21 protein-coding genes are annotated in these 19,366 nt (G+C 60.0%); 10 read left to right on the plus strand and 11 right to left on the minus strand.

Annotation, left to right across the window (positions count from 1 at the left end; genetic code table 11):
• Window positions 1-55: 55 nt before the first annotated feature.
• Complete coding sequence (locus ACA066_RS25130) at window positions 56-343, plus strand: HigA family addiction module antitoxin (RefSeq protein ID WP_462007576.1); 288 nt, start codon at window positions 56-58, stop codon at window positions 341-343.
• Between the two features lie 6 nt (window positions 344-349).
• Here ACA066_RS25130 and ACA066_RS25135 read toward each other — a convergent pair whose 3' ends face one another.
• A complete protein-coding gene (locus ACA066_RS25135; protein WP_497697050.1) occupies window positions 350-901 on the minus strand; it encodes a DJ-1 family glyoxalase III in 552 nt (183 codons plus the stop codon).
• Between the two features lie 66 nt (window positions 902-967).
• Window positions 968-1,414 carry a DUF4879 domain-containing protein gene (locus ACA066_RS25140; RefSeq protein ID WP_497697051.1) on the minus strand — a complete coding sequence of 149 codons (447 nt, stop codon included), beginning with the start codon at window positions 1,412-1,414 and terminating at the stop codon, window positions 968-970.
• A 223-nt stretch (window positions 1,415-1,637) separates the two neighbouring features.
• Between ACA066_RS25140 and ACA066_RS25145 the strand changes: the two genes are divergently transcribed.
• Together ACA066_RS25145 and trmA are read left to right on the plus strand one after the other, a co-directional pair.
• Entirely contained in the window at window positions 1,638-2,933 is a 1,296-nt protein-coding gene (locus ACA066_RS25145) for an NCS2 family permease (protein WP_497697052.1), read from the plus strand.
• Window positions 2,930-4,009: a tRNA (uridine(54)-C5)-methyltransferase TrmA gene (gene trmA, locus ACA066_RS25150; RefSeq protein ID WP_497697053.1), complete on the plus strand. Its 1,080-nt coding sequence runs from the start codon at window positions 2,930-2,932 to the stop codon at window positions 4,007-4,009. Before ACA066_RS25145 ends, trmA begins: the two co-directional genes overlap by 4 nt.
• Before the next feature lie 54 nt (window positions 4,010-4,063).
• Here trmA and ACA066_RS25155 read toward each other — a convergent pair whose 3' ends face one another.
• Together ACA066_RS25155 and ACA066_RS25160 are read right to left on the minus strand one after the other, a co-directional pair.
• The gene (locus ACA066_RS25155; RefSeq protein WP_497697054.1) at window positions 4,064-4,510 is read right to left on the minus strand and encodes a DUF2442 domain-containing protein; all 447 of its coding nucleotides are present in this window, start codon (window positions 4,508-4,510) and stop codon (window positions 4,064-4,066) included.
• Window positions 4,507-4,935, minus strand: coding sequence for a DUF4160 domain-containing protein (locus ACA066_RS25160; RefSeq protein WP_497697055.1), 429 nt, complete (start codon window positions 4,933-4,935; stop codon window positions 4,507-4,509). Before ACA066_RS25160 ends, ACA066_RS25155 begins: the two co-directional genes overlap by 4 nt.
• Window positions 4,936-5,150: 215 nt before the next feature.
• Here ACA066_RS25160 and ACA066_RS25165 point away from each other — a divergent pair, with 215 nt between their 5' ends.
• From ACA066_RS25165 to ACA066_RS25175, 3 genes are all read left to right on the plus strand, one after another.
• A complete protein-coding gene (locus ACA066_RS25165) occupies window positions 5,151-6,062 on the plus strand; it encodes a LysR family transcriptional regulator (protein WP_497697056.1) in 912 nt (303 codons plus the stop codon).
• Window positions 6,063-6,197: 135 nt separating this feature from the next.
• The gene (aroQ, locus tag ACA066_RS25170) at window positions 6,198-6,638 is read left to right on the plus strand and encodes a type II 3-dehydroquinate dehydratase (protein WP_497697057.1); all 441 of its coding nucleotides are present in this window, start codon (window positions 6,198-6,200) and stop codon (window positions 6,636-6,638) included.
• Window positions 6,639-6,643: 5 nt separating this feature from the next.
• Window positions 6,644-7,498 carry a shikimate dehydrogenase gene (locus ACA066_RS25175; protein WP_497697058.1) on the plus strand — a complete coding sequence of 285 codons (855 nt, stop codon included), beginning with the start codon at window positions 6,644-6,646 and terminating at the stop codon, window positions 7,496-7,498.
• 130 nt (window positions 7,499-7,628) lie between these two features.
• On the opposite strand, the gene ACA066_RS25180 is transcribed toward ACA066_RS25175, so the two are convergent.
• Together ACA066_RS25180 and quiC are read right to left on the minus strand one after the other, a co-directional pair.
• A complete protein-coding gene (locus tag ACA066_RS25180; protein WP_497697059.1) occupies window positions 7,629-8,306 on the minus strand; it encodes a TetR/AcrR family transcriptional regulator in 678 nt (225 codons plus the stop codon).
• Between the two features lie 102 nt (window positions 8,307-8,408).
• Window positions 8,409-10,310 (minus strand): 3-dehydroshikimate dehydratase QuiC, encoded by a 1,902-nt coding sequence (quiC, locus tag ACA066_RS25185; protein ID WP_497697060.1) that lies wholly within the window; start codon window positions 10,308-10,310, stop codon window positions 8,409-8,411.
• A gap of 444 nt (window positions 10,311-10,754) precedes the next feature.
• Between quiC and ACA066_RS25190 the strand changes: the two genes are divergently transcribed.
• The gene (locus ACA066_RS25190) at window positions 10,755-12,056 is read left to right on the plus strand and encodes an MFS transporter (RefSeq protein WP_497697061.1); all 1,302 of its coding nucleotides are present in this window, start codon (window positions 10,755-10,757) and stop codon (window positions 12,054-12,056) included.
• Between the two features lie 198 nt (window positions 12,057-12,254).
• Here ACA066_RS25190 and ACA066_RS25195 read toward each other — a convergent pair whose 3' ends face one another.
• Both ACA066_RS25195 and ACA066_RS25200 read right to left on the minus strand, forming a co-directional pair.
• A complete protein-coding gene (locus ACA066_RS25195) occupies window positions 12,255-13,133 on the minus strand; it encodes a DMT family transporter (protein ID WP_497697062.1) in 879 nt (292 codons plus the stop codon).
• 129 nt (window positions 13,134-13,262) lie between these two features.
• Window positions 13,263-14,039, minus strand: a complete 777-nt coding sequence (locus tag ACA066_RS25200; protein WP_497697063.1) for an IclR family transcriptional regulator — start codon at window positions 14,037-14,039, stop codon at window positions 13,263-13,265.
• A 254-nt stretch (window positions 14,040-14,293) separates the two neighbouring features.
• On the opposite strand from ACA066_RS25200, the gene ypfJ reads away from it, so the two are divergent.
• The gene (ypfJ, locus tag ACA066_RS25205) at window positions 14,294-15,184 is read left to right on the plus strand and encodes a KPN_02809 family neutral zinc metallopeptidase (protein ID WP_497697064.1); all 891 of its coding nucleotides are present in this window, start codon (window positions 14,294-14,296) and stop codon (window positions 15,182-15,184) included.
• Window positions 15,185-16,144: an alpha/beta hydrolase gene (locus tag ACA066_RS25210; RefSeq protein WP_497697065.1), complete on the plus strand. Its 960-nt coding sequence runs from the start codon at window positions 15,185-15,187 to the stop codon at window positions 16,142-16,144.
• Window positions 16,145-16,151: 7 nt separating this feature from the next.
• Here the strand turns inward: ACA066_RS25210 and ACA066_RS25215 are convergent, their stop codons facing one another.
• From ACA066_RS25215 to ACA066_RS25225, 3 genes are all read right to left on the minus strand, one after another.
• Window positions 16,152-16,745 carry an HAD family hydrolase gene (locus ACA066_RS25215; RefSeq protein WP_497697066.1) on the minus strand — a complete coding sequence of 198 codons (594 nt, stop codon included), beginning with the start codon at window positions 16,743-16,745 and terminating at the stop codon, window positions 16,152-16,154.
• Window positions 16,742-17,611, minus strand: a complete 870-nt coding sequence (gene tesB / locus ACA066_RS25220; RefSeq protein WP_497697067.1) for an acyl-CoA thioesterase II — start codon at window positions 17,609-17,611, stop codon at window positions 16,742-16,744. The genes ACA066_RS25215 and tesB overlap by 4 nt, the downstream gene beginning before the upstream one ends.
• 106 nt (window positions 17,612-17,717) lie before the next feature.
• Complete coding sequence (locus ACA066_RS25225; RefSeq protein ID WP_497697068.1) at window positions 17,718-18,287, minus strand: GNAT family N-acetyltransferase; 570 nt, start codon at window positions 18,285-18,287, stop codon at window positions 17,718-17,720.
• 89 nt (window positions 18,288-18,376) lie between these two features.
• On the opposite strand from ACA066_RS25225, the gene ACA066_RS25230 reads away from it, so the two are divergent.
• Window positions 18,377-19,297, plus strand: a complete 921-nt coding sequence (locus ACA066_RS25230) for a histone deacetylase family protein (RefSeq protein WP_497697069.1) — start codon at window positions 18,377-18,379, stop codon at window positions 19,295-19,297.
• The last annotated feature ends 69 nt before the right edge of the window (window positions 19,298-19,366 follow it).

The following is a 19,366-nucleotide window of genomic DNA, read 5'->3' on the forward strand; positions in this document are numbered from 1 at the left end:
AATAGTGCATTGAGTGTAATGTAACGCCTTACACTCGACTCATGAAAGGCAGGACATGCCCTTGCACAACCCGCCACACCCTGGCGAAACACTTTTACTGGACGTATTGCCCGAGCTGGGCATCAGCGTGACGGAACTGGCCCGGCACTTGGGATTCGCGCGCCCGCATCTTTCGCGGGTGCTGCATGGCCACGCGCCGATCAGTCCGGACCTGGCGGTTCGTCTGGAGCGGGCCGGGATTGGTAAGGCGCGGATGTGGCTAGGGGTTCAGACCGACTACGATCTCTGGCAAGCAGAGCACCGGGAGCAACCGGTCATCAAACCCCTTGCTGTTCACGCCTGACACCTTCTAAACCACCAATTCCCTCACCACCGTCGCCCGAGTGGCCTTGCCGCAGAGCTGTTCAACCAGCGTCAGAGCAAACTCCAGTGCGTCCCCCGAACCTTGCGCAGTAACGCAATTACCGTCGACCACCACGGGTTGATCGACGAAGTTGCAGCCCAACAGCTGATGACTGGCCGAAGGCAGGCAAGTCATGCGCCGCTGACGCAAGACACCAAAGGACTGCAACGCCAGCGCCGGGGCTTCGGCGATGCCAGCGAACAGGCGACCTGCCGCCGCCTGATCCTTGATCAATTGTTGCAAGGGTTGATGGGCAGCCAGATGCTGCGCACCGACTGCGCCGCCGGGCAGTGCGATCAAATCAAACGGCTGGGCCAGCAAATCCACCAGCATCGCATCGGCCGTCACTCGGGTGCCGCGGGCACAGGTGAGCATGCGCCGCCCCTCGATGCTCGCCACCACCACTTCGACCTTGGCGCGGCGCAGTACATCGATCAGCGTCACGGTTTGCAGGTCATCGATGCCCTCGGCGAGGGTAATCAGAGCTCTAAAGGTCATGGGCGCGGTCCACAGGATGATCTTTAAAGCGTAGTCAGCTTTCCTGACCCTTGTTCGAGCCGGCCGTTACTTGATGTAAAGCTGCGTCGACATCGTGTTGCCCGGCGCGTTGATGGACGTGTTGCTGAAGGTGAAGGTGCCTTCCTGCTTGCCGGCCAGATCGAACACATACAGATAGCCGACAGTTTTTCTGCCGACGGTGCAATCGGTCAGGTTGCCGTTATCAAACGCACACACCGGGGTCCGGGTGCCGTTCACTTCAAAGCCGTCCAGTCCGACATGCGCCGCGCGGCCGTAGCCGACTTCCAGCACGTAGATCTTGATGTTCGGCCCGCTGTGATCACAGCGTGTTTTCTCCTGCCCCTCGCCAATGTCTTCAAAACCACAGGCTGGCGACTCGACCTTGAGCACCTTGACCTGGCTCAACGGCGCCGCCGAAGCAGCCGAGGCGGTTTGCGCCCCCAGCGACAAGGCAAATAATGTTCCGAATACGCTAAGCAGACGCTTTTTCATGCAATCCCCATGTCCCCCCAAAACCAGCGCGCAGTATGGCGCACTTGGCTTTAACGCAAAACATCGACGACGATCACAGCCATAAGCAGCCACAAGCCCACGCTGCTGGTATGATGCGCGGCTTTTTCCGACCCACAGAAAATTCCCAGGCGCCTGCAGTGGTCTGTGCTTTGCTGTTGAGGTCGATACATTCACGGCGCCGATCGCGCCACGGGGAGCAGACATGCTGGAAAGGCTGTTTCAACTCAAGGCACACAACACCAACGTGCGGACCGAGATTCTTGCGGGCGTCACGACCTTCCTGGCCATGGCCTACATTCTGTTCGTCAACCCGAGCATCCTCGGCGAGACCGGCATGGACAAGGGCGCGGTGTTTGTCGCGACCTGCCTGGCCGCCGCCATCGGCTCCACGACTATGGGCCTGATCGCCAACTACCCGATCGCCCTCGCACCGGGTATGGGCCTGAACGCCTTCTTTACCTACACCGTGGTCCTGCACATGGGCCACACCTGGCAAGTGGCGCTGGGGGCGGTGTTCATCTCGGCAGTGTGCTTCTTCCTGCTGTCGATCTTCCGCATCCGTGAATGGATCATCAACAGCATCCCGCTGCCGCTGCGTTCGGCGATTGCTGCCGGTATCGGCCTGTTCCTGGCGCTGATCGCCCTGCACAACGCCGGCATCGTGGTCAGCAATCCGGCGACCATGGTCGGCCTCGGTGACCTGAAACAACCGGCACCGATCCTCGCAACGCTTGGCTTCGCCCTGATCGTTGCCCTCGAGGCTCTGGCCGTACGCGGTGCGGTGCTGATCGGGATTCTGGTCGTGACCATCGCCTCGATTGCCCTGGGTTTCACCCCGTTCGGCGGCGTGATGTCGATGCCGCCTTCGCTGGCGCCGACCTTCCTGCAACTGGATATCAAGGGTGCACTGGACATCGGTCTGGTCAGCGTGATCTTCGCCTTCCTGTTCGTCGACCTGTTCGACAACTCCGGCACCCTGATTGGCGTCGCCAAGCGCGCCGGCCTGATGGGCAAGGACGGCCACATGCCGAAAATGGGCCGCGCCCTGATCGCCGACAGCACCGCGGCGATGGCCGGTTCGTTGCTGGGTACGTCGACGACCACCAGCTACATCGAATCCGCAGCCGGCGTGAGTGCCGGTGGCCGCACCGGTCTGACGGCCGTTGTGGTGGCGATTCTGTTCCTGCTGGCGCTGTTCTTCTCGCCACTGGCCGCCAGCGTTCCGGCATTCGCCACGGCACCGGCACTGCTGTTCGTCGCGGTACTGATGACTTCCGGCCTGGCCGAAATAGACTGGGACGACATCACCGTTGCCGCACCGGTCGTGATCACTGCGCTGGCCATGCCGTTCACTTATTCCATCGCCAACGGCATCGCCTTCGGTTTCATTTCCTGGACCGCGATCAAGTTGCTGTCCGGTCGCGGCCGTGAGCTGAACTCGGCACTGGTGATTCTGTCGATTCTGTTCGTGATCAAGTTGGGTTGGTTCAACGCATGACTTTTGATTCCCAGGCTTACACCGTTCAGCTCGAAGAAAAGGTCTCGCGCCTGCGTGACCTGCTGGCCCCGTTCGATGCACCTGAGCCAGCCGTGTTCGACTCGCCGCTGAAAAACTTCCGCCTGCGTGCCGAATTCCGCCTGTGGCGTGAAGCCGGCGAGCGTCACTACGCGATGTTTTCCCAGGAAGACAAACGCACGCCGATCCTGATCGACGAGTTTCCAATTGCCAGCCTGCGCATCAATGAATTGATGCCACAGCTGAAAGCAGCGTGGCAAGCGAGTGCAGCCCTGAGTCACAAGCTGTTTCAGGTGGAGTTCCTGACCACCCTGGCCGGCGATGCGATGATTACCCTGTGCTATCACCGCCCGCTGGATCAACACTGGCACACGGCTGCCACGAAACTGGCGGCAGACCTGAACGTCAGCGTGATCGGCCGCTCGAAAGGCAAACGCGAAGTGATCGGCCATGATTACGTGGTCGAGAAACTGGAAGTCGGCGGCCGCACCTTCAGCTACCGCCAGCCCGAAGGCGCGTTCACCCAGCCCAACGGCACCGTGAACCAGAAGATGCTCAACTGGGCTTACGACGCCCTCGGCAATCGTCCGGACGATTTGCTGGAACTGTATTGCGGCAACGGTAACTTCACCCTGCCGCTCGCGACCCGCGTGCGCAAAGTGCTGGCCACCGAGATCAGCAAGACCTCAGTCAACGCGGCACTGAGCAACCTGAGCGAAAATGCTGTGGATAACGTCACGCTGGTGCGTTTGTCCGCCGAAGAGCTGACCGAAGCCCTGAACGAGGTCCGCCCGTTCCGTCGCCTGCACGGCATCGACCTCAAGAGCTATGAATTCGGAAGCGTCTTCGTCGACCCGCCTCGCGCCGGCATGGACCCGGACACCTGCGAGCTGACCCGGCGTTTCGACAATATCCTGTACATTTCCTGCAACCCGGAAACCCTGGCGGCCAACATCGCCCAACTGCACGACACCCACCTTATTACTCAATGCGCGATGTTCGACCAGTTCCCATGGACCCACCACATGGAATCCGGGGTGTTGTTGACCCGGCGTTGATTGCAGCCGTCCGATACAAAACAGCCGTCAAAACGACGGCTTTTTTGTGCGCGCTCAAACGGGGACGTCCGGCTTGCGCGGGCGCCCACCCTTGCGGCCATTGGCCCGCGCTGCCTCGGCCTTGGCCGCGCTGCTTTGGCGACCATTGCGCGAAGCGATGACCGAGGCGGCCATGTCCATCAGCGGCTTGCTCGCAGAAATCATCCCGGCGATGGACACATGCAGATCCTTGCCCTCATGGCACAGGGCGGTTCCGGAAAAGCCGACTTTCAGGTCGGCGAAATCCGCGACATCGAAATCATCGAATTCCGGATAGTGCTCTACGGGTAGCAGCACGCCACTGCCATCAATGAAACTGACTGCCAGACATGGCTCCAGAAAGGTCACGGCCGTCGCCTGCAAACCGCTTTTGTGGCGCACTTGCCCTCGCCGGATGGCTTCATCCAACACGGCCTCACTCACGGGCCGATCGGCCAGCATTCCTGCCTCTATCGTTTTCATAGTTTTATCTCCACGCCCTCCGAAGCGCCAAACAGCGCCAGCAAGGTCTTGTTCGTATCGGGCTCATAGCAAGCCGAGCAAATCATGTCAGTCGTACTCGCAATCCTTTTCACCACCAGGACTTCGCTGGTCTGCCAGTCCCATATCTGATGATCGAGGCAGACCGTGTGCAGCTTTTCCCACCAGATCGTGCGAGCACGACGCAAGTGGGCGGGTTGTCTGAGTGCGTGACGCAGGCCTTCCAGCACGGCTATTGGTGGCCGGTTGGAATGAGGAACCACATCCCACAGCTCGACACCGTTGTGCCAGAAGCTGAATTTGAAGCGTGCGCTCCAGGCTCCGGCGTCCACATGCGCGTGCGGCGGACAGTGCTCATCGCGCAACATGATCACCATTGAAAGCCCTTTGTAGCTGAACAATTTCATACTAACCCATCCGTTAGGTTATTGAGTCTCATGACTCGCCATTCCTTGATCAATCCGATGACCGGTGCTGGCCTGCATTCAGTCACCCGAATTTGAGGCTAGCGCTTGAAGTCGTCCCGGGAGCGGCAATCAGAGGCAAAAATGGTAAGCAATCCTTTCACCAATTTGATAAACACTGCGTCAGGCCCTTCATTTGATCCCCGGTGTAATCAATCATGCAGCGAACATTCGACGATCTTCAGCTCGGCAGCATTGAGCTGTTTTGCCTCGCCGCCGAAGCAGGCAGCTTTACCGCCGCGGCACTGGTGGCTGGCGTAACGCCCGCCGCGGTGAGCCGTTCGGTGTCGCGCATGGAAGAGCGCCTGGGCGTGCGGTTGTTTGCGCGCACCACTCGCAGCGTCAAACTGACCGACAGCGGGCGCCGGTATTACGAAGAATGTCGTCAGGCGCTGGCGCAATTGGTCGAGGCCCAACGCGAAGTGATGGGCCAGCAGCAGGAGCCTTCCGGCACACTGCGCATCAGTATTCCCACAACGTATGCCCATCACCGGATCCTGCCGTTGCTACCGGCGTTTCGGGAGCGATTTCCGCAGGTGAAAGTCGAGTCGCACATCAGTAATCGCAACATCGATTTCGTCGGCGAAGGCTATGACCTGGCCATTCGCGTGCGGGCGATTCCGGATTCCGGCCTGATCGCCCGCCAGCTTGAGGACGCGGAACTGGTGATGATTGCCAGTCCTGGTTACCTGAAGCGGGCGGGCACTCCGCAAACCCTGGACGACCTCAAGCAGCACGAATGCATCCAGTACGATTTGCCCAGCAGCGGTCGGCGGATTGCCTGGTTGTTCAATGACGATGGCGTGCAGCGCGAGATTCTCGCCGAGGGCAATTTCAGTTGTTCCGACGACGTTCTGGGCGGTGTGACCCTCGCCAAACATGGGGCGGGTCTATTCCAGACCTATCGTTTCATTGTCGAAAACGAACTGGCCAATGGCTCTCTGGTAGAAATCCTCAAGCCTTATGGCGGACGTTCGCGGCCGTTCACCCTGCTCTATCCGCAAAGTCGCCATATGCCACTTCGGCTACGGGCGTTTATCGATTTTCTGGTTGAGCATTTGCCACGCTAAAAAAGAAACCGTCCGATCACCGCACACAACAGCCCGACGCCGTGCCACTTCAATTGACCAAATTAACCATCTAGTACAATTTATCTCCACAGGCTGAACCTCAGCCAATTCCAAAATAATAAGTGGAGAGACCCGATGCCCCCTATCGTTCTGGTGCTCAACGGCCCGAACCTGAACCTGCTTGGCACCCGTGAACCGGCGACTTACGGTCACGAAACCCTGGCAGACATCTCAGCGTTGTGCGGGCGTGCCGCCGAAGAGTTCGGCCTGGCAGTAGAGTTTCGCCAGACCAACCATGAAGGCGAATTGCTCGACTGGATTCACGCCGCCCGCGGCCGTTGCGCCGGGATTGTCATCAACCCGGCCGCCTGGACCCACACCTCGGTTGCCATTCGCGATGCCCTGGTCGCCTGCGAACTGCCGGTGATCGAAGTCCACCTGTCGAACGTCCATGCCCGCGAACCCTTTCGCCACCACTCCTTCGTTTCGGCCATTGCCACCGCGGTGATGGCCGGTTTCGGCAGCCACGGCTATCGCCTGGCGCTTGAACATTTCAGCCTGTGCTTGAAGGGGTGAACGCCGTGACTCAGAACAACGCTGTACTGGCCGGGCTGATCGGTGCCGGCATTCAGGCGTCCCGTACTCCCGCACTGCATGAGCATGAAGGCGATGCCCAGGGTTTGCGTTATCTCTACCGCCTGATTGACCTCGACCAGCTCAAACTCGACAGCAATGCCCTGCCCGACTTGCTGATGGCGGCCGAGCAGATGAGTTTCACCGGCCTGAACATTACTTTTCCGTGCAAGCAGACGATCATCCCGCTGCTCGACGAATTGTCGCCGGAAGCCCGCGGCATCGGCGCGGTGAACACGGTGGTGTTGAAGGACGGTAAACGCATCGGCCACAACACCGATTGCCTGGGTTTTGCCGAAGGTTTTCGGCGTGGTCTGCAGGGCGTTGCCGTTGACCGTGTCGTCCAGATGGGCGCCGGAGGGGCCGGTGCGGCGGTGGCCCACGCGTTATTGAGCGAAGGCGTACGACTGCTGAGCATTTTCGATGTGGACAACAGTCGCGCCGAGGCGCTGGCGAACAACCTTAATCAGCATTTCGGCGCTGGCCGAGCGGTGGCGGGTCATGATCTGCCGGGCACGCTGGCTCAGGCCGACGGACTGGTCAACACCACGCCCATGGGCATGAAAAAACTGCCGGGCATGCCGGTGCCGCTGGAGTTGCTTCGGGCACAGTTGTGGGTGGCGGAGATCGTTTACTTTCCGCTGGAAACCGAACTGCTGCGCAACGCCCGCGCCTTGGGTTGCCGGACGCTGGATGGCGGCAACATGGCGGTGTTTCAGGCGGTGAAGGCGTTTGAATTGTTCAGCGGCGTGGTGCCGGATGCGCAGCGGATGCTGGCGCATTTTCAGAGCATGAATGGTTGAAGAGCTTCGCGGATAGATGTGGCGAGGGGGCTTGCCCCCGTTGGGCTGCGAAGCAGACCTGAAAACATTTGCGACTGCTCCGCAGTCGAACGGGACGGTGCGGCGATCCGACAAGCCCCCTCGCCACAGGTCAGGCCTGCAGGTATCGCAAGACCGACTCGCAAATCATCTCCCGATGACGCTGCTTGATGCTTTCATCCGGCAGGTCGATCTGAAAAATCTCACCAAACGTATGACGGTTCGACACGCGATAGAAACAGAACGAGCTGATCAGCAGATGCACATCCAACGGATCAAGCCCCGCCCGGAACACACCCTCTTCAGCCCCGCGCCGCAAAATCACGCCCAATGAATCAAGAATGGTGTTGTTCATCGCCTTGATCGCATCGGAACGCTTCACGAATTCCGCGTTGTGAATGTTCTCGATGCTGACGATGCGCACGAAATCGACATTGCGATCATGGTGATCGAAGGTGAACTCCACCAGCCGCCGAATCGCCTCCACCGGCGCCAGTTCGGCCAGGTGCAGGCGGTTTTCGGTGTTGCGAATATCGCCGTAGAGTTTCTCAAGCACCTCGATGTAGAGCTGTTCCTTACTGCCGAAGTAGTAATAGATCATGCGTTTGGAGGTGTGAATGCGCTCGGCGATCGCATCGACGCGAGCACCGGAAAGCCCCTGCTGGACGAACTCGACAATGGCTTCTTGCAGAATGTTCTCGCGGGTCTTTTCCGGGTTGTTCTTGCGACTCTTGCGCGGCTCGGCCATGGGTTCGTCGGGCGCTACAGAGAGTTCTGAGGTTATTGTCATTGCGGGCTCACGGCCATCACTGCACAGGCTGGCGATTATGAGCCGCGCCGCACAGTGAAGGAAGCCGCGCGGCAGCGGTTTAACCTCGCGTTTACCAAATTCCTACAACTTGGCCTGACGAGTGGCACCGCTGCGGGATTTGGCCATGGCCGCCAGTCGCACCGCCACGTTGGCCGCGCCGTAACCGGCGTAGCCATTCTTGCGCTGGATGATTTCAAAGAAAAACCGCCCTTCGAACGGCTCCGTGTAAACGTGGAACAGCTCACCACCCTGGGCATCACGGTCGTAGAGCACGTTGTAATAGGCGAGCTCACTGAGGAATTCATCATCGAAATCGAACCGCGCAGCCAGGTCGTCGTAATAATTGAGCGGGATATCCAGCAGCGGAACGCCCGCCTCCTTGGCGCGGCTGACTTCGGCAAAGATATCGTCGCAATCAAACGCAATGTGATGCACGCCAGAGCCGCGATAACTCGACAGTGCGTGTGAGATCGCGGTGTTGCGGTTCTCGGAAATGTTCAACGGCAAGCGGATCGAACTGTCGCGACTTCGCAGCGCCCGGCTCTTCACCAGACCGTAGGGGTCCGGCAGTACCACTTCGTCGTCGGCTTCGAAATCCAGCAAGCTCTTGTAGAACAGCACCCAACTGTCGAGGCTGTCGGCCGGCAACGCCATGGCCATGTGGTCGATGCGCTTGAGGCCACCGCTGGCCACGGCGGCCGGTTGCAGATTGAAGTCGGTGCCATAGACGTCGGCGTCCTGGTCCACCAGATAAATCAGACTGCCATCCGGCGCACGTACCGCCGCCAACTCCAGCTCATTGGGGCCGACCAGTCCGCGATACGGCTGACCTTTGTAAGCCACCGCCCGGGCCAACGCGCTGGCGCTGTCGTTGACCCGCACGGCGGTGGCGCACAGCGACGGGCCGTGTGCCTCGAAGAAACTGTGACCAAACGAGTACGGCTCGGAATTGAGGATCAGGTTGATGTCGCCCTGACGCATCAGGCTCACGCTTTTGGAGCGGTGCTGGCCGGCCTTGACGAAACCCAGCCGCTCCAGCCAATGAGAAAGCTTGGCGCCAAGGCTTTCGTCCACGGCGAATTCGAGAAACTCGATGCCGTTGTATTCGCTGGCCTCGGGTGTCTCAAACAAAATATCGGCATTCACCGTTGGTTGGGTTTCCTGCGCCAGCCGTTCGCGGGTTTTCTCTTCCAGGTACAGCAACGAACGCAAGCCGTCGGCGGCGTTGGCCCGTGGCGGCGCGGCGCGGAAGCCATCGTTGAAAATTTCCAGCGACAACGGCCCGGTGTAGCCACTCTTGATGATCGGCGCGAGAAACCCCGGCAAGTCGAATTCGCCCTGGCCCGGAAAACAGCGGAAATGCCGGCTCCACTCCAGCACGTCCATGGCCAGGATCGGCGCGTCGGCCATTTGCAGAAAGAAGATCTTGTCGCCGGGAATCTCAGCGATGGCACTCGGATCGCCCTTGAGCGACAGCGTGTGAAAACTGTCCAGCAACACACCGAGGCTCGGGTGGTCAGCCTGTCGAACGATGTTCCACACCTGTTGCCAGGTGTTCACATGCCGACCCCAGGCCAACGCTTCGTAACCGATTCGCAGGTCGCGCGCCCCGGCGCGTTCGGCCAGCAGGCGCAAGTCGTCGACGAGGATTTGTTCATCACCGATGGCGTCGGCCGAGGCGTTGCTGCACACCAGCACCAGGTCGGTGCCCAGTTCCTGCATCAGGTCGAATTTGCGCTCGGCCCGTTCCAGGTTGCGTGGCAGGCGATCGCGGCGGCAGCCTTCGAAATCCCGGAACGGCTGGAACAGTGTGATGGCGATCCCGAGATCGGCGCACATCTGTCTGATTTCCCGTGGGCTACCGTCATAGTAGAGAAGGTCGTTTTCGAAAATCTCCACCCCGTCGAAACCGGCGGCGGCAATGGCTTCGAGTTTTTCCGGCAGGGTGCCGCTCAAGGACACGGTGGCAATGGAACGCTGCATATTTCGACTCCCGGTGGTGGAGGCTGTCTTGTTGTGGGCATGGCTACGCTTTCGCTTTATGTAGGAGCGAGCTTGCTCGCGATGGACTCAAGAGCGCCGCGTTTAGCCAGAAAACACGCGTAATCCTTAAGACCATCGCGAGCAAGCTCGCTCCTACACGGAACAGCGTTCGTCCCATGGACCGCGTTTTTCTTGACGTGAATTATTGGCTGCAAGATCCTGCACAGCAATTCAAAGTGTACTACCCGGTTAGTTTTGCGTGCGATTATCGAACACTATGGCCCTTGGCGAATTGACGATTTTTCGTCCTCTGCCCACCATCGGCTACACATTGAGTCCGGTCACACACATCGGTCTCGGTGACCCAAGACCCAGAACACCACATAAAAATAATCGGTGGCCTACATGACTCCTTCCCAAAGCTCTCCCGTGGAGCGTTCCTCCATGACTCCTGCCACTGGCGGCATCGGCGACAAGATCCGCGGCGCCATGGCCGTCGGCAAAACCCGTTGGGGCATGCTGGCGCTGGTGTTTTTCGCCACCACCCTGAACTACATCGACCGCGCCGCACTGGGCGTGATGCAGCCCATTCTTGCCAAGGAAATGAGCTGGACGGCGATGGATTACGCCAACATCAACTTCTGGTTTCAGGTGGGCTACGCCATCGGTTTCGTGCTGCAAGGCCGGTTGATCGACAGGGTCGGCGTGAAGCGCGTGTTCTTCTGCGCGGTGCTGCTCTGGAGCCTGGCAACCGGTGCCCATGGCCTGGCAACCTCGGCGCTCGGTTTCATGGTCTGCCGCTTTATCCTCGGATTGACTGAAGCCGCGAACTACCCGGCTTGCGTGAAGACCACGCGGTTGTGGTTCCCGGCCGGCGAGCGCGCCGTGGCCACCGGCATCTTCAACGCCGGCACCAACGTCGGGGCGATGTTCACGCCGATGCTGTTGCCGCTGATCCTGCACGTGTGGGGCTGGCAAGCCGCGTTTCTGTGCATGGCGTCACTGGGTGGCATCTGGTTGCTGTTCTGGGGCTTGAAGTACTTCAACCCGGAAGATCACCCGAGCGTTAAACAGTCGGAACTGGATTACATCCAGAAGGACGTCGAACCGGAACAGACCCGCGTACCGTTCACCCGAATCCTGCGCATGCGCGGCACCTGGGCCTTCGCCCTCGCCTACTCGATGACGGCGCCGGTGTTCTGGTTCTACCTGTACTGGCTGCCACCGTTCCTCAATCAGCAATATAACCTGGGGATCAACGTGACCCAGATGGGTATTCCGCTGATCATCATCTACCTCACGGCCGACTTTGGCAGCGTCGGCGGCGGCATCCTTTCCTCGTTCCTGATCGGCCGCGGGATCAACCCGATCAAGGCGCGACTGATGTCCATGTTCCTGTTCGCCTGCTGCATCATCGGCGTGATCATGGCGGCCGGTTCAAGCAGTCTGTGGGTCGCGGTATTCGCCATCTCCCTGGCCATCGGCGCTCACCAGGCCTGGACCGCGAACATCTGGAGCCTGGTGATGGACTACACACCTAAACACATGATGAGTACGGTGTTCGGTTTCGGCGGCATGTGCGCCGCCATCGGCGGGATGTTCATGACCCAGTTGGTCGGCCATATTCTGACGGTCACCAACAACAACTACACCGTGCTGTTCACCCTGATTCCGGCGATGTACTTCATCGCACTGATCTGGATGTACTTCATGGCGCCGCGCAAGATTCCGACCGTTACTGAGTAAAGCTCGACGCAATACCCCTGTGGGAGCAAGCCCTTGTGGCGAGGGGACTTGTCCCCGTTGGACTGCGCAGCAGTCCCAAAATCTGAATTCTCGGTGTACCAGATACAACTTGAATTCAGAGATTGGGGCCGCTTCGCGACCCAACGGGGACAAGTCCCCTCGCCACAAAGGCTCGCTCCCACAGTTCGTTCACCGTTTTTACCGACGGCTTTGCTGCCACGCTGCCGCCAACCCGCTGCAGCAAATCACCGCAATCCCGACCACCGTGGTCAGGGTCGGCGTGTGGGAAAACAGCAACCAGCCCAACAAACCGGCAAACACAATCTGGCAGTAACCGAACGGCGCCAGCAGCGCAGGCGCGGCGTGACGGAATGCCTGGGTCAGAAACAGATGCGCCGTCATCCCGCAGGCGCCCAGCGCCACCATCATCAATCCATGCCCAACGCTTGGCACTTGCCAGAAGAACGGCACCAACGCGCTCATCACCAGGGTGTTACACAGGCCGGCAAAGAAGTTGCTGGTGGTCGGGCTGTCGATCTCACTGAGCTTGCGGGTGAGCAACTGGTAAAAGCAGAAAAACAGCGCCGAGCAGAGCGGCAGCAGAACCGCTGGCGTGAACAGATCGCCACCGGGGTGGACGATGATCAACACGCCGACAAATCCGCAAATCACCGCGATCCATTGGCCGCGGGTGACGCGCTCACGCAGCAGCGGCACCGACAGTGCAGTCACCAGAACCGGTGCAAGAAAGTTGACCGCCGTGGCTTCGGCCAACGGGATGTATTGCAAGCCAGTGGTGAAAAACAGACTGGTGCCCAGCAGGCATAACGCCCTCAGCAACTGCAGCCATGGCCGTTTAGTGCGTAGGACGCGCAACCCGGATTGCGGCAGAAAAATCCCGGCCATCAATAACGTGTGAACCACATAACGGGCCCAGACCACCATGACAATCGGGTAGAACCCCGAAAGGTATTTCGACAAGGCGTCGTGGCTGGAGAAGAGGAAGGTGGCGACGACGATCAGCAGAATCCCTTTGAAGGGTTGGTTTACGCCGGAGAGCGGGGTGCTGACAGTCATGGGTTGCCCTTATGCCTCGCGAATTCAATTAAATTTAGAACTTGGTTCCAGATTCTTACATAGCCGCAGCGTAAAACCGGGCGAATAGCGCACACAATTTGCATCAGCACCGCTTGATTGCACCGACCGTTAATTGAAGAACTCAGACGCCAGGCTCGCTGCAGACAATTCCTCGGTAAATGTCAGCAATAGCGGGGCCAACTCGTGAAGGCGCGCCCCCGGCATCCGCGCACTTGGACCGGCAATGCTCAGTACGCCAATCACTCGCCCATCGGTTGGGTGCCGTACGACTGCCGCAATCGCTGAAGTGCCCACCGCCGAACTCTCCTCGACCCAGGCGTAACCTTGCTCCCGCGCCAGCCGCAGCCGTTCCAGTAATTCAATGTTGGACCGCGGTGCGTTCGGTCCCAGATCTTTCGGCCGGTCGCCACTCTGGCGCTCCACCAGCGACAAGGCCTCGGCGTCACTCATGCAGGCCAGCCACGCATGGCCCGAAGCCGTATAAAACAGCGGTGCGTCGCGGCCCATGTCCGGGTCGTAACGCAACCCCGAACGGGCGCCCTGGGATTTGGCGATCCAGATCTGCCGCTCACCTTCGATGACCCCAAGACGCACCAGTTCCCCGGTTTCCCGGGCCAGACGATCCAGCACGGGCTGAACGATATCGGCGCCGCTACCCGCCAGGTAACGAAAACCCATCGCTACCAGCTTGGTTGACAAGTGATACCGCTGATTCTCCGGATTCTGCCGCACATAACCCAACCGAATCAGCTCCGCGAGCAAACGGTGGGTTGCGCTTTTAGGGATGTCCAGTTGCTCCGCGAGCATCTGCATTGGCAAACCGCGAGGATCACGGGTGAGGCTTTCGAGCACATTGAAGACACGTTCGATCTGACTGCCGGCCATGGGAGGTTCCGAATTCGATTTGCCCTGATTCTAGAAGACGAACCGGGCAATGAGAAATCTGGAACTCGAGGTTCGTAGAGACGCAGACATTCGACTGTTTGATAAAAACCCGTCCCCTGAGGGAATTCGATGGGTTATCCATGTTCCTACAGCCTGCAAGCTACCAGCCAGCGAGTGAAAGACGGACGACCGGACTGGCGCCGCTCTCACTCACCAGCAACACTCATCCCCACGGACAATCAGAGGATTCCCACATGCTATGGAAAAAAGGCCGACGCAGCGACAACGTGGTCGATGCCCGTGGTGATGATGTCGGCGGTGGCGGCGGGATGCGCTTTGGTGGCGGCAAGGGCCTGAGCCTGACGGCGATCATCCTGATTGTCGGGATCGGCTGGATCACCGGCCAGGACCCGTTGCAGATCCTCGGGCAGCTGACCGGTCAAATGACCGAGCAATCGGCACCGGCCCCGACGCAAACCCGCAAGGCACCGCCGGCCAATGATGAAGGGGCGGAGTTCGTACGCTCCATCCTCGGTGACACCGAAGACACCTGGGGCCAGATTTTTCAGCAGGCCGGTCGGCAGTACAAGAACCCGACCCTGGTGCTGTTCAGCAACCGGGTGAATTCGGCATGCGGTTTGGCGACATCAGCGACCGGTCCGTTCTATTGCCCGGCGGACCAGAAGGTCTACCTGGACATGGCTTTCTTCCAGGAGATGTCGCAACGCTTTTCCGCCGCGGGTGACTTCGCTCAGGCCTACGTGATCGCTCACGAAGTCGGACACCATGTTCAGACATTGCTCGGCGTCTCGGCGAAAATTCAGACCGCCCGCCAGCAAGGCCGGCAAATGGAAGGCGACGGTGGTTTGCTGGTGCGCCAGGAACTGCAAGCGGATTGCCTGGCCGGTGTCTGGGCCAACAACGCGCAGCAGCGCCTGAACTGGCTGGAACCGGGCGACATCGAAGAAGCCTTGAATGCCGCCAACGCCATCGGCGACGACCGCTTGCAACAGCAAGGTCAGGGTCGCGTGGTGCCGGACTCGTTTACCCATGGCACGTCGGCGCAAAGAGTGCGCTGGTTCAAAACCGGATTTGCGCAAGGCCAGGTGGGCCAGTGCGATACCTTTGCGGCGAAAACCCTATAGATGAATAAGTGGCTGTTGGTTCTGTTGTTCACCTGTGCAAATACCCAGGCTGCCGAGCAGGGGGTCAAGGAGATCAGCCCCGGACGGTTGTTGTTGAAAGAAGGTGAGATGGCGGTGGGCATCGGCCCGGCGCCGGCGAAAATCGAGCGTGTGCTAATCATCATCCATGGTCGTTTGCGCAATGCTGAAACCTACCGCCAGAGCGCCGAGCGCGCGACGGAGCAGGCCGGGCAAAGCGCGAACACGCTGGTGATTGCTCCGCAATTTCTCAATGAAACCGACGTGGCACTCCATCCCGTGGCCGACACCGTGTTGCGCTGGCAGGGCAACGACTGGATGGCCGGCGGCGTATCCACCGCTCCGTTTGCTCTGAGTTCCTACGCTGCTCTCGACCAGATCATCGCCCGGCTCGGCGATCGTCGACAGTTTCCAGATGTGAAAGATGTCGTCATCGCGGGCCACTCGGGCGGTGCTCAGGTGGTTCAGCGTTATGCGTTGTTGAGTCACGATCAACCGGAGCTCAAGGCCGCTGGCGTGCACGTGCGTTATGTCATCGCCAACCCGTCTTCTTACGCGTATTTCGATGAGCGACGGCCGGTGGCTTTCAGTCACGCCCGCTGCCCGGACTTCAATCGCTGGAAGTACGGCCTGAGCGATCTGCCGGCTTATGCCGAAGGACAAACGCCCGCGCAACTGGAGGAAAACTACGTCCAGCGTGACATCGTTTATCTACTGGGGCAGCAGGACATCGACCCGAATCACCCGGCGCTGGATAAAAGCTGTGAAGCGCAGGCCCAGGGTGCTTATCGATTGATTCGCGGGCGCAGTTTTTTTGATTTTTTAAAGCGCAGCCATCCGCAAGGATTGAATCAGCAACTGATCGAAGTGCCCGGGGTTGGGCATAACGGGGATGGGATGTTTACGTCGCCGGAGGGGCAGAAGGTTTTGTTTGGTCAGTGATGACGCCTCAAGCCAACAACATTTCCCGCAACACCCCACAATCCGCCGCATGCCAATCCGCCAACTCCGGCCACGGGTTATCCGGCAGATTCACCAACACCGTCCGCGTTCCCGCCGCCCGCCCGCAATCCAGATCAAACCGGTAATCACCGACCATCACCATCTCGCTCGCCGGCACGTTCCACGCCTCGGCCAGCTTCAACAAACCACCGGGATGCGGCTTGGGTGGCGCTTCGTCACGCCCCAACACATCCTCCACCGCGAAGCAGTCCGCCAGGCCGATGGCCTCCAGCGTCACGTGCGCCAGTTCACGCGCATTGCGCGTAAGAATGCCCAGACGATAACCGCGCCCTGCCAACTCACGCACCAACTCGACGGCACCCGGCGCCGGTTTCGAACCCAGCGCCAGATCCCGCTCATGCTCCAGCAACCACGCGTGTTTGGCCGCGGCTTCATCGGCCGGCAGCGCTGCGAGGTGGGTCAGAATGTCGTCTTCGGCCGGGATCGCCAATGCCACGCGAATCGCCGCGAAATCATGAACGGCCACCGTCAGGGTGCCGTCCATGTCGAACACCCAGTGCCGCACCTCGGCCAGGCTCATGCCCAATCCTTGCGATGACGGATCAGGCCTTCCTGAGTGACCGACGCCACCAGTTGCCCGGCGCGATTGAACACGCTGCCACGGCTGAACCCACGGGAATTGCCGGCCCACGGGCTGTCCATCGCGTACAACAACCAGTCATCGGCACGCAGGTCCGCGTGGAACCACAGGGCGTGATCGAGGCTGGCGACCTGCATGTCTTTCTGCCAGACCGACTTGCCGTGCGGCTGCATCGACGTGGTCAGCAGACCGAAATCCGAGGCGTAGGCCAGCAGGTATTTGTGCAGCGCCGGGGTATCGGCCAGGGCACCGTCTGCACGAAACCAGACGTACTTGACCGGATCGGACGGCTGCGGGTTGTAGGGATCTTTCTCGGTGACCGGTCGGAATTCGATCGGTTTCGGGCACAGCAATTTTTCACGCATGTGCTCGGGAATCAGGTGGGCGCGCTGCTGGGTCAGTTCCAGCTCCGACGGCAGGTTTTCCGGGCCGACCACCACCGGCATCTCGGCCTGGTGCTCGAAGCCTTTTTCGTCGTACTGGAACGAGGCGCTGCAGGTGAAGATCGGGTTGCCCTTCTGGATGGCCGTCACCCGGCGCGTGCTGAAACTGCCGCCGTCGCGCACCCGGTCCACCTGATACACCACGGGCAACGCGGAATCGCCCGGACGCAGAAAATAACCGTGCATCGAATGCACATGGCGCGCGGCTTCGACCGTCTGACTGGCCGCCGACAGGGACTGACCGATCACCTGACCGCCGAACAACTGACGAAAACCCAGGTCCTGACTGCGGCCACGGAACAGGTTTTCTTCGATCGGTTCCAGGGTTAGCAAGTCGACCAGATCATCCAACACTTGGCTCATTCAGACTCTCCTCACACAACGCTATGCCGCGCAGGCTTGGCTGCGGCGGTCGATTCAGGTTCTGGCCGGGGCCATCATTGGGGCCATTGTAAACGTCCGGGCCGGCTTATCCATGCAAGGTTTGCAGCCATTGTTCACGGGTAATGCGGTACAGCACATGGTGACGCAGGGGATGATCGGCCGCGAGCTTCGGGTGCTCGAAGTCATCGGCTGAATCATGGTGCATGCCGATCGCCTGCATGACTTTCTGCGAAGGCAGATTGGTTTCACTGGTAAAGGACACCACTTCTTTCAGCGCCAGCCGGTCAAACCCGCAACGTAGAGCGGTCCATGCCGCTTCACTGGCATAGCCCAGGCCCCAATGCTCGCGGGCCAGACGCCAACCGATTTCGATGGCAGGCGTAAACGGCGCGTCGAAACCGACCACACCCAACCCGGTAAAACCGATGAACGCGCCGGTATCCTTGCGCTCCAGCGCCCACAGGCCGAAACCATGCTCGGCAAAATGCCCGCGAACGCGCCCGATCAACGAAGCACTGTCCAGCCGACTCAAGGGCGCCGGAAAATAGCGCATCACCTGCGGATCGGCGCACATCGCCGCAAACGCCGGCAAATCCTCATCACGCCACTGCCGTAACAGCAGTCGCGCGCTCTCGAGTTCCAGTATCGGCTCCATCGTCGACTTCCCCTTTCCATGCCGCAAGTCTACATCGCTGGTAGGATCGTTCACTCACTCCTACCTGCCGTACTTGATAAAAGCCCGCCATGTCGCTGCCACTGATCTACCACGAAGACTACAGCCCCGAGTTCCCGGCGGATCACCGCTTCCCGATGGACAAGTTTCGCCTGCTGCGCGACCACCTGGTGGCCAGCGGCCTGACCCGGGACGCTGACCTGCTGCGCCCGGAACTCTGCCCGCCGGAGATTCTCGCCCTCGCCCATGACGCTGCTTATATCGAACGCTACATGAGCGGCGAGTTGTCCCGCGAAGACCAGCGGCGCCTCGGCTTGCCGTGGAGCGAAGCACTGGCCCGGCGTACGGTGCGGGCGGTCGGCGGTTCGTTGCTGGCGGCGGAACAGGCGCTGGAACATGGATTGGCCTGTCACCTGGCGGGTGGCACGCATCATGCGCATTACGACTACCCGGCGGGGTTCTGCATCTTCAATGACCTGGCGGTGATCAGCCATTACCTGCTGGAAAGCGGGCGCGTGAATCGGGTGCTGATCTTCGATTGCGACGTGCATCAGGGCGACGGGACTGCACGGATCCTGCACAACACCCCGGAAGCGGTGACTGTTTCCCTGCACTGCGAGAAGAACTTTCCTGCACGCAAAGCCGAAAGTGACTGGGACATCCCGTTGCCCAAAGGGATGGGCGATGCCGATTACCTGAAGGTGGTGGACGACGCGCTGAATTATCTGCTGCCGCTCTACCAGCCGGATCTCGTGTTGTACGACGCCGGTGTCGATGTACATAAGGATGACGCACTCGGTTATCTGAAGCTGACAGACGAAGGCGTGGCTGCGCGGGATGAAAGCGTCATGCGCCATTGTCTGGGGCGGGATATTCCGGTGGTTGGGGTGATTGGCGGAGGGTACAGCAAGGACCGCAAGGCGTTGGCGCGACGTCATGGCATCCTGCATCACAGCGCGCAGCGGGTCTGGACGTCATCAGGTTGTCATTGAGGCGTGAGTCTTTACCCACAATGCCTGTGGAACTGCCTGTGGATAACCTGAGCGAAAGCGCCTACAGGC

The organism is Pseudomonas sp. LBUM1651 (assembly GCF_059716135.1).

What these genes read in the sequence shown, in the direction of transcription:
- ACA066_RS25130 (WP_462007576.1), top strand. Translation starts at nt 56, where the DNA reads ATGCCCTTGCACAACCCGCCACACCCTGGCGAAACACTTTTACTGGAC.
- ACA066_RS25135 (WP_497697050.1), bottom strand. Translation starts at nt 901, where the DNA reads ATGACCTTTAGAGCTCTGATTACCCTCGCCGAGGGCATCGATGACCTG.
- ACA066_RS25140 (WP_497697051.1), bottom strand. Translation starts at nt 1,414, where the DNA reads ATGAAAAAGCGTCTGCTTAGCGTATTCGGAACATTATTTGCCTTGTCG.
- ACA066_RS25145 (WP_497697052.1), top strand. Translation starts at nt 1,638, where the DNA reads ATGCTGGAAAGGCTGTTTCAACTCAAGGCACACAACACCAACGTGCGG.
- trmA (WP_497697053.1), top strand. Translation starts at nt 2,930, where the DNA reads ATGACTTTTGATTCCCAGGCTTACACCGTTCAGCTCGAAGAAAAGGTC.
- ACA066_RS25155 (WP_497697054.1), bottom strand. Translation starts at nt 4,510, where the DNA reads ATGAAAACGATAGAGGCAGGAATGCTGGCCGATCGGCCCGTGAGTGAG.
- ACA066_RS25160 (WP_497697055.1), bottom strand. Translation starts at nt 4,935, where the DNA reads ATGAAATTGTTCAGCTACAAAGGGCTTTCAATGGTGATCATGTTGCGC.
- ACA066_RS25165 (WP_497697056.1), top strand. Translation starts at nt 5,151, where the DNA reads ATGCAGCGAACATTCGACGATCTTCAGCTCGGCAGCATTGAGCTGTTT.
- aroQ (WP_497697057.1), top strand. Translation starts at nt 6,198, where the DNA reads ATGCCCCCTATCGTTCTGGTGCTCAACGGCCCGAACCTGAACCTGCTT.
- ACA066_RS25180 (WP_497697059.1), bottom strand. Translation starts at nt 8,306, where the DNA reads ATGACAATAACCTCAGAACTCTCTGTAGCGCCCGACGAACCCATGGCC.
- quiC (WP_497697060.1), bottom strand. Translation starts at nt 10,310, where the DNA reads ATGCAGCGTTCCATTGCCACCGTGTCCTTGAGCGGCACCCTGCCGGAA.
- ACA066_RS25190 (WP_497697061.1), top strand. Translation starts at nt 10,755, where the DNA reads ATGACTCCTGCCACTGGCGGCATCGGCGACAAGATCCGCGGCGCCATG.
- ACA066_RS25195 (WP_497697062.1), bottom strand. Translation starts at nt 13,133, where the DNA reads ATGACTGTCAGCACCCCGCTCTCCGGCGTAAACCAACCCTTCAAAGGG.
- ACA066_RS25200 (WP_497697063.1), bottom strand. Translation starts at nt 14,039, where the DNA reads ATGGCCGGCAGTCAGATCGAACGTGTCTTCAATGTGCTCGAAAGCCTC.
- ypfJ (WP_497697064.1), top strand. Translation starts at nt 14,294, where the DNA reads ATGCTATGGAAAAAAGGCCGACGCAGCGACAACGTGGTCGATGCCCGT.
- ACA066_RS25210 (WP_497697065.1), top strand. Translation starts at nt 15,185, where the DNA reads ATGAATAAGTGGCTGTTGGTTCTGTTGTTCACCTGTGCAAATACCCAG.
- ACA066_RS25215 (WP_497697066.1), bottom strand. Translation starts at nt 16,745, where the DNA reads ATGAGCCTGGCCGAGGTGCGGCACTGGGTGTTCGACATGGACGGCACC.
- tesB (WP_497697067.1), bottom strand. Translation starts at nt 17,611, where the DNA reads ATGAGCCAAGTGTTGGATGATCTGGTCGACTTGCTAACCCTGGAACCG.
- ACA066_RS25225 (WP_497697068.1), bottom strand. Translation starts at nt 18,287, where the DNA reads ATGGAGCCGATACTGGAACTCGAGAGCGCGCGACTGCTGTTACGGCAG.
- ACA066_RS25230 (WP_497697069.1), top strand. Translation starts at nt 18,377, where the DNA reads ATGTCGCTGCCACTGATCTACCACGAAGACTACAGCCCCGAGTTCCCG.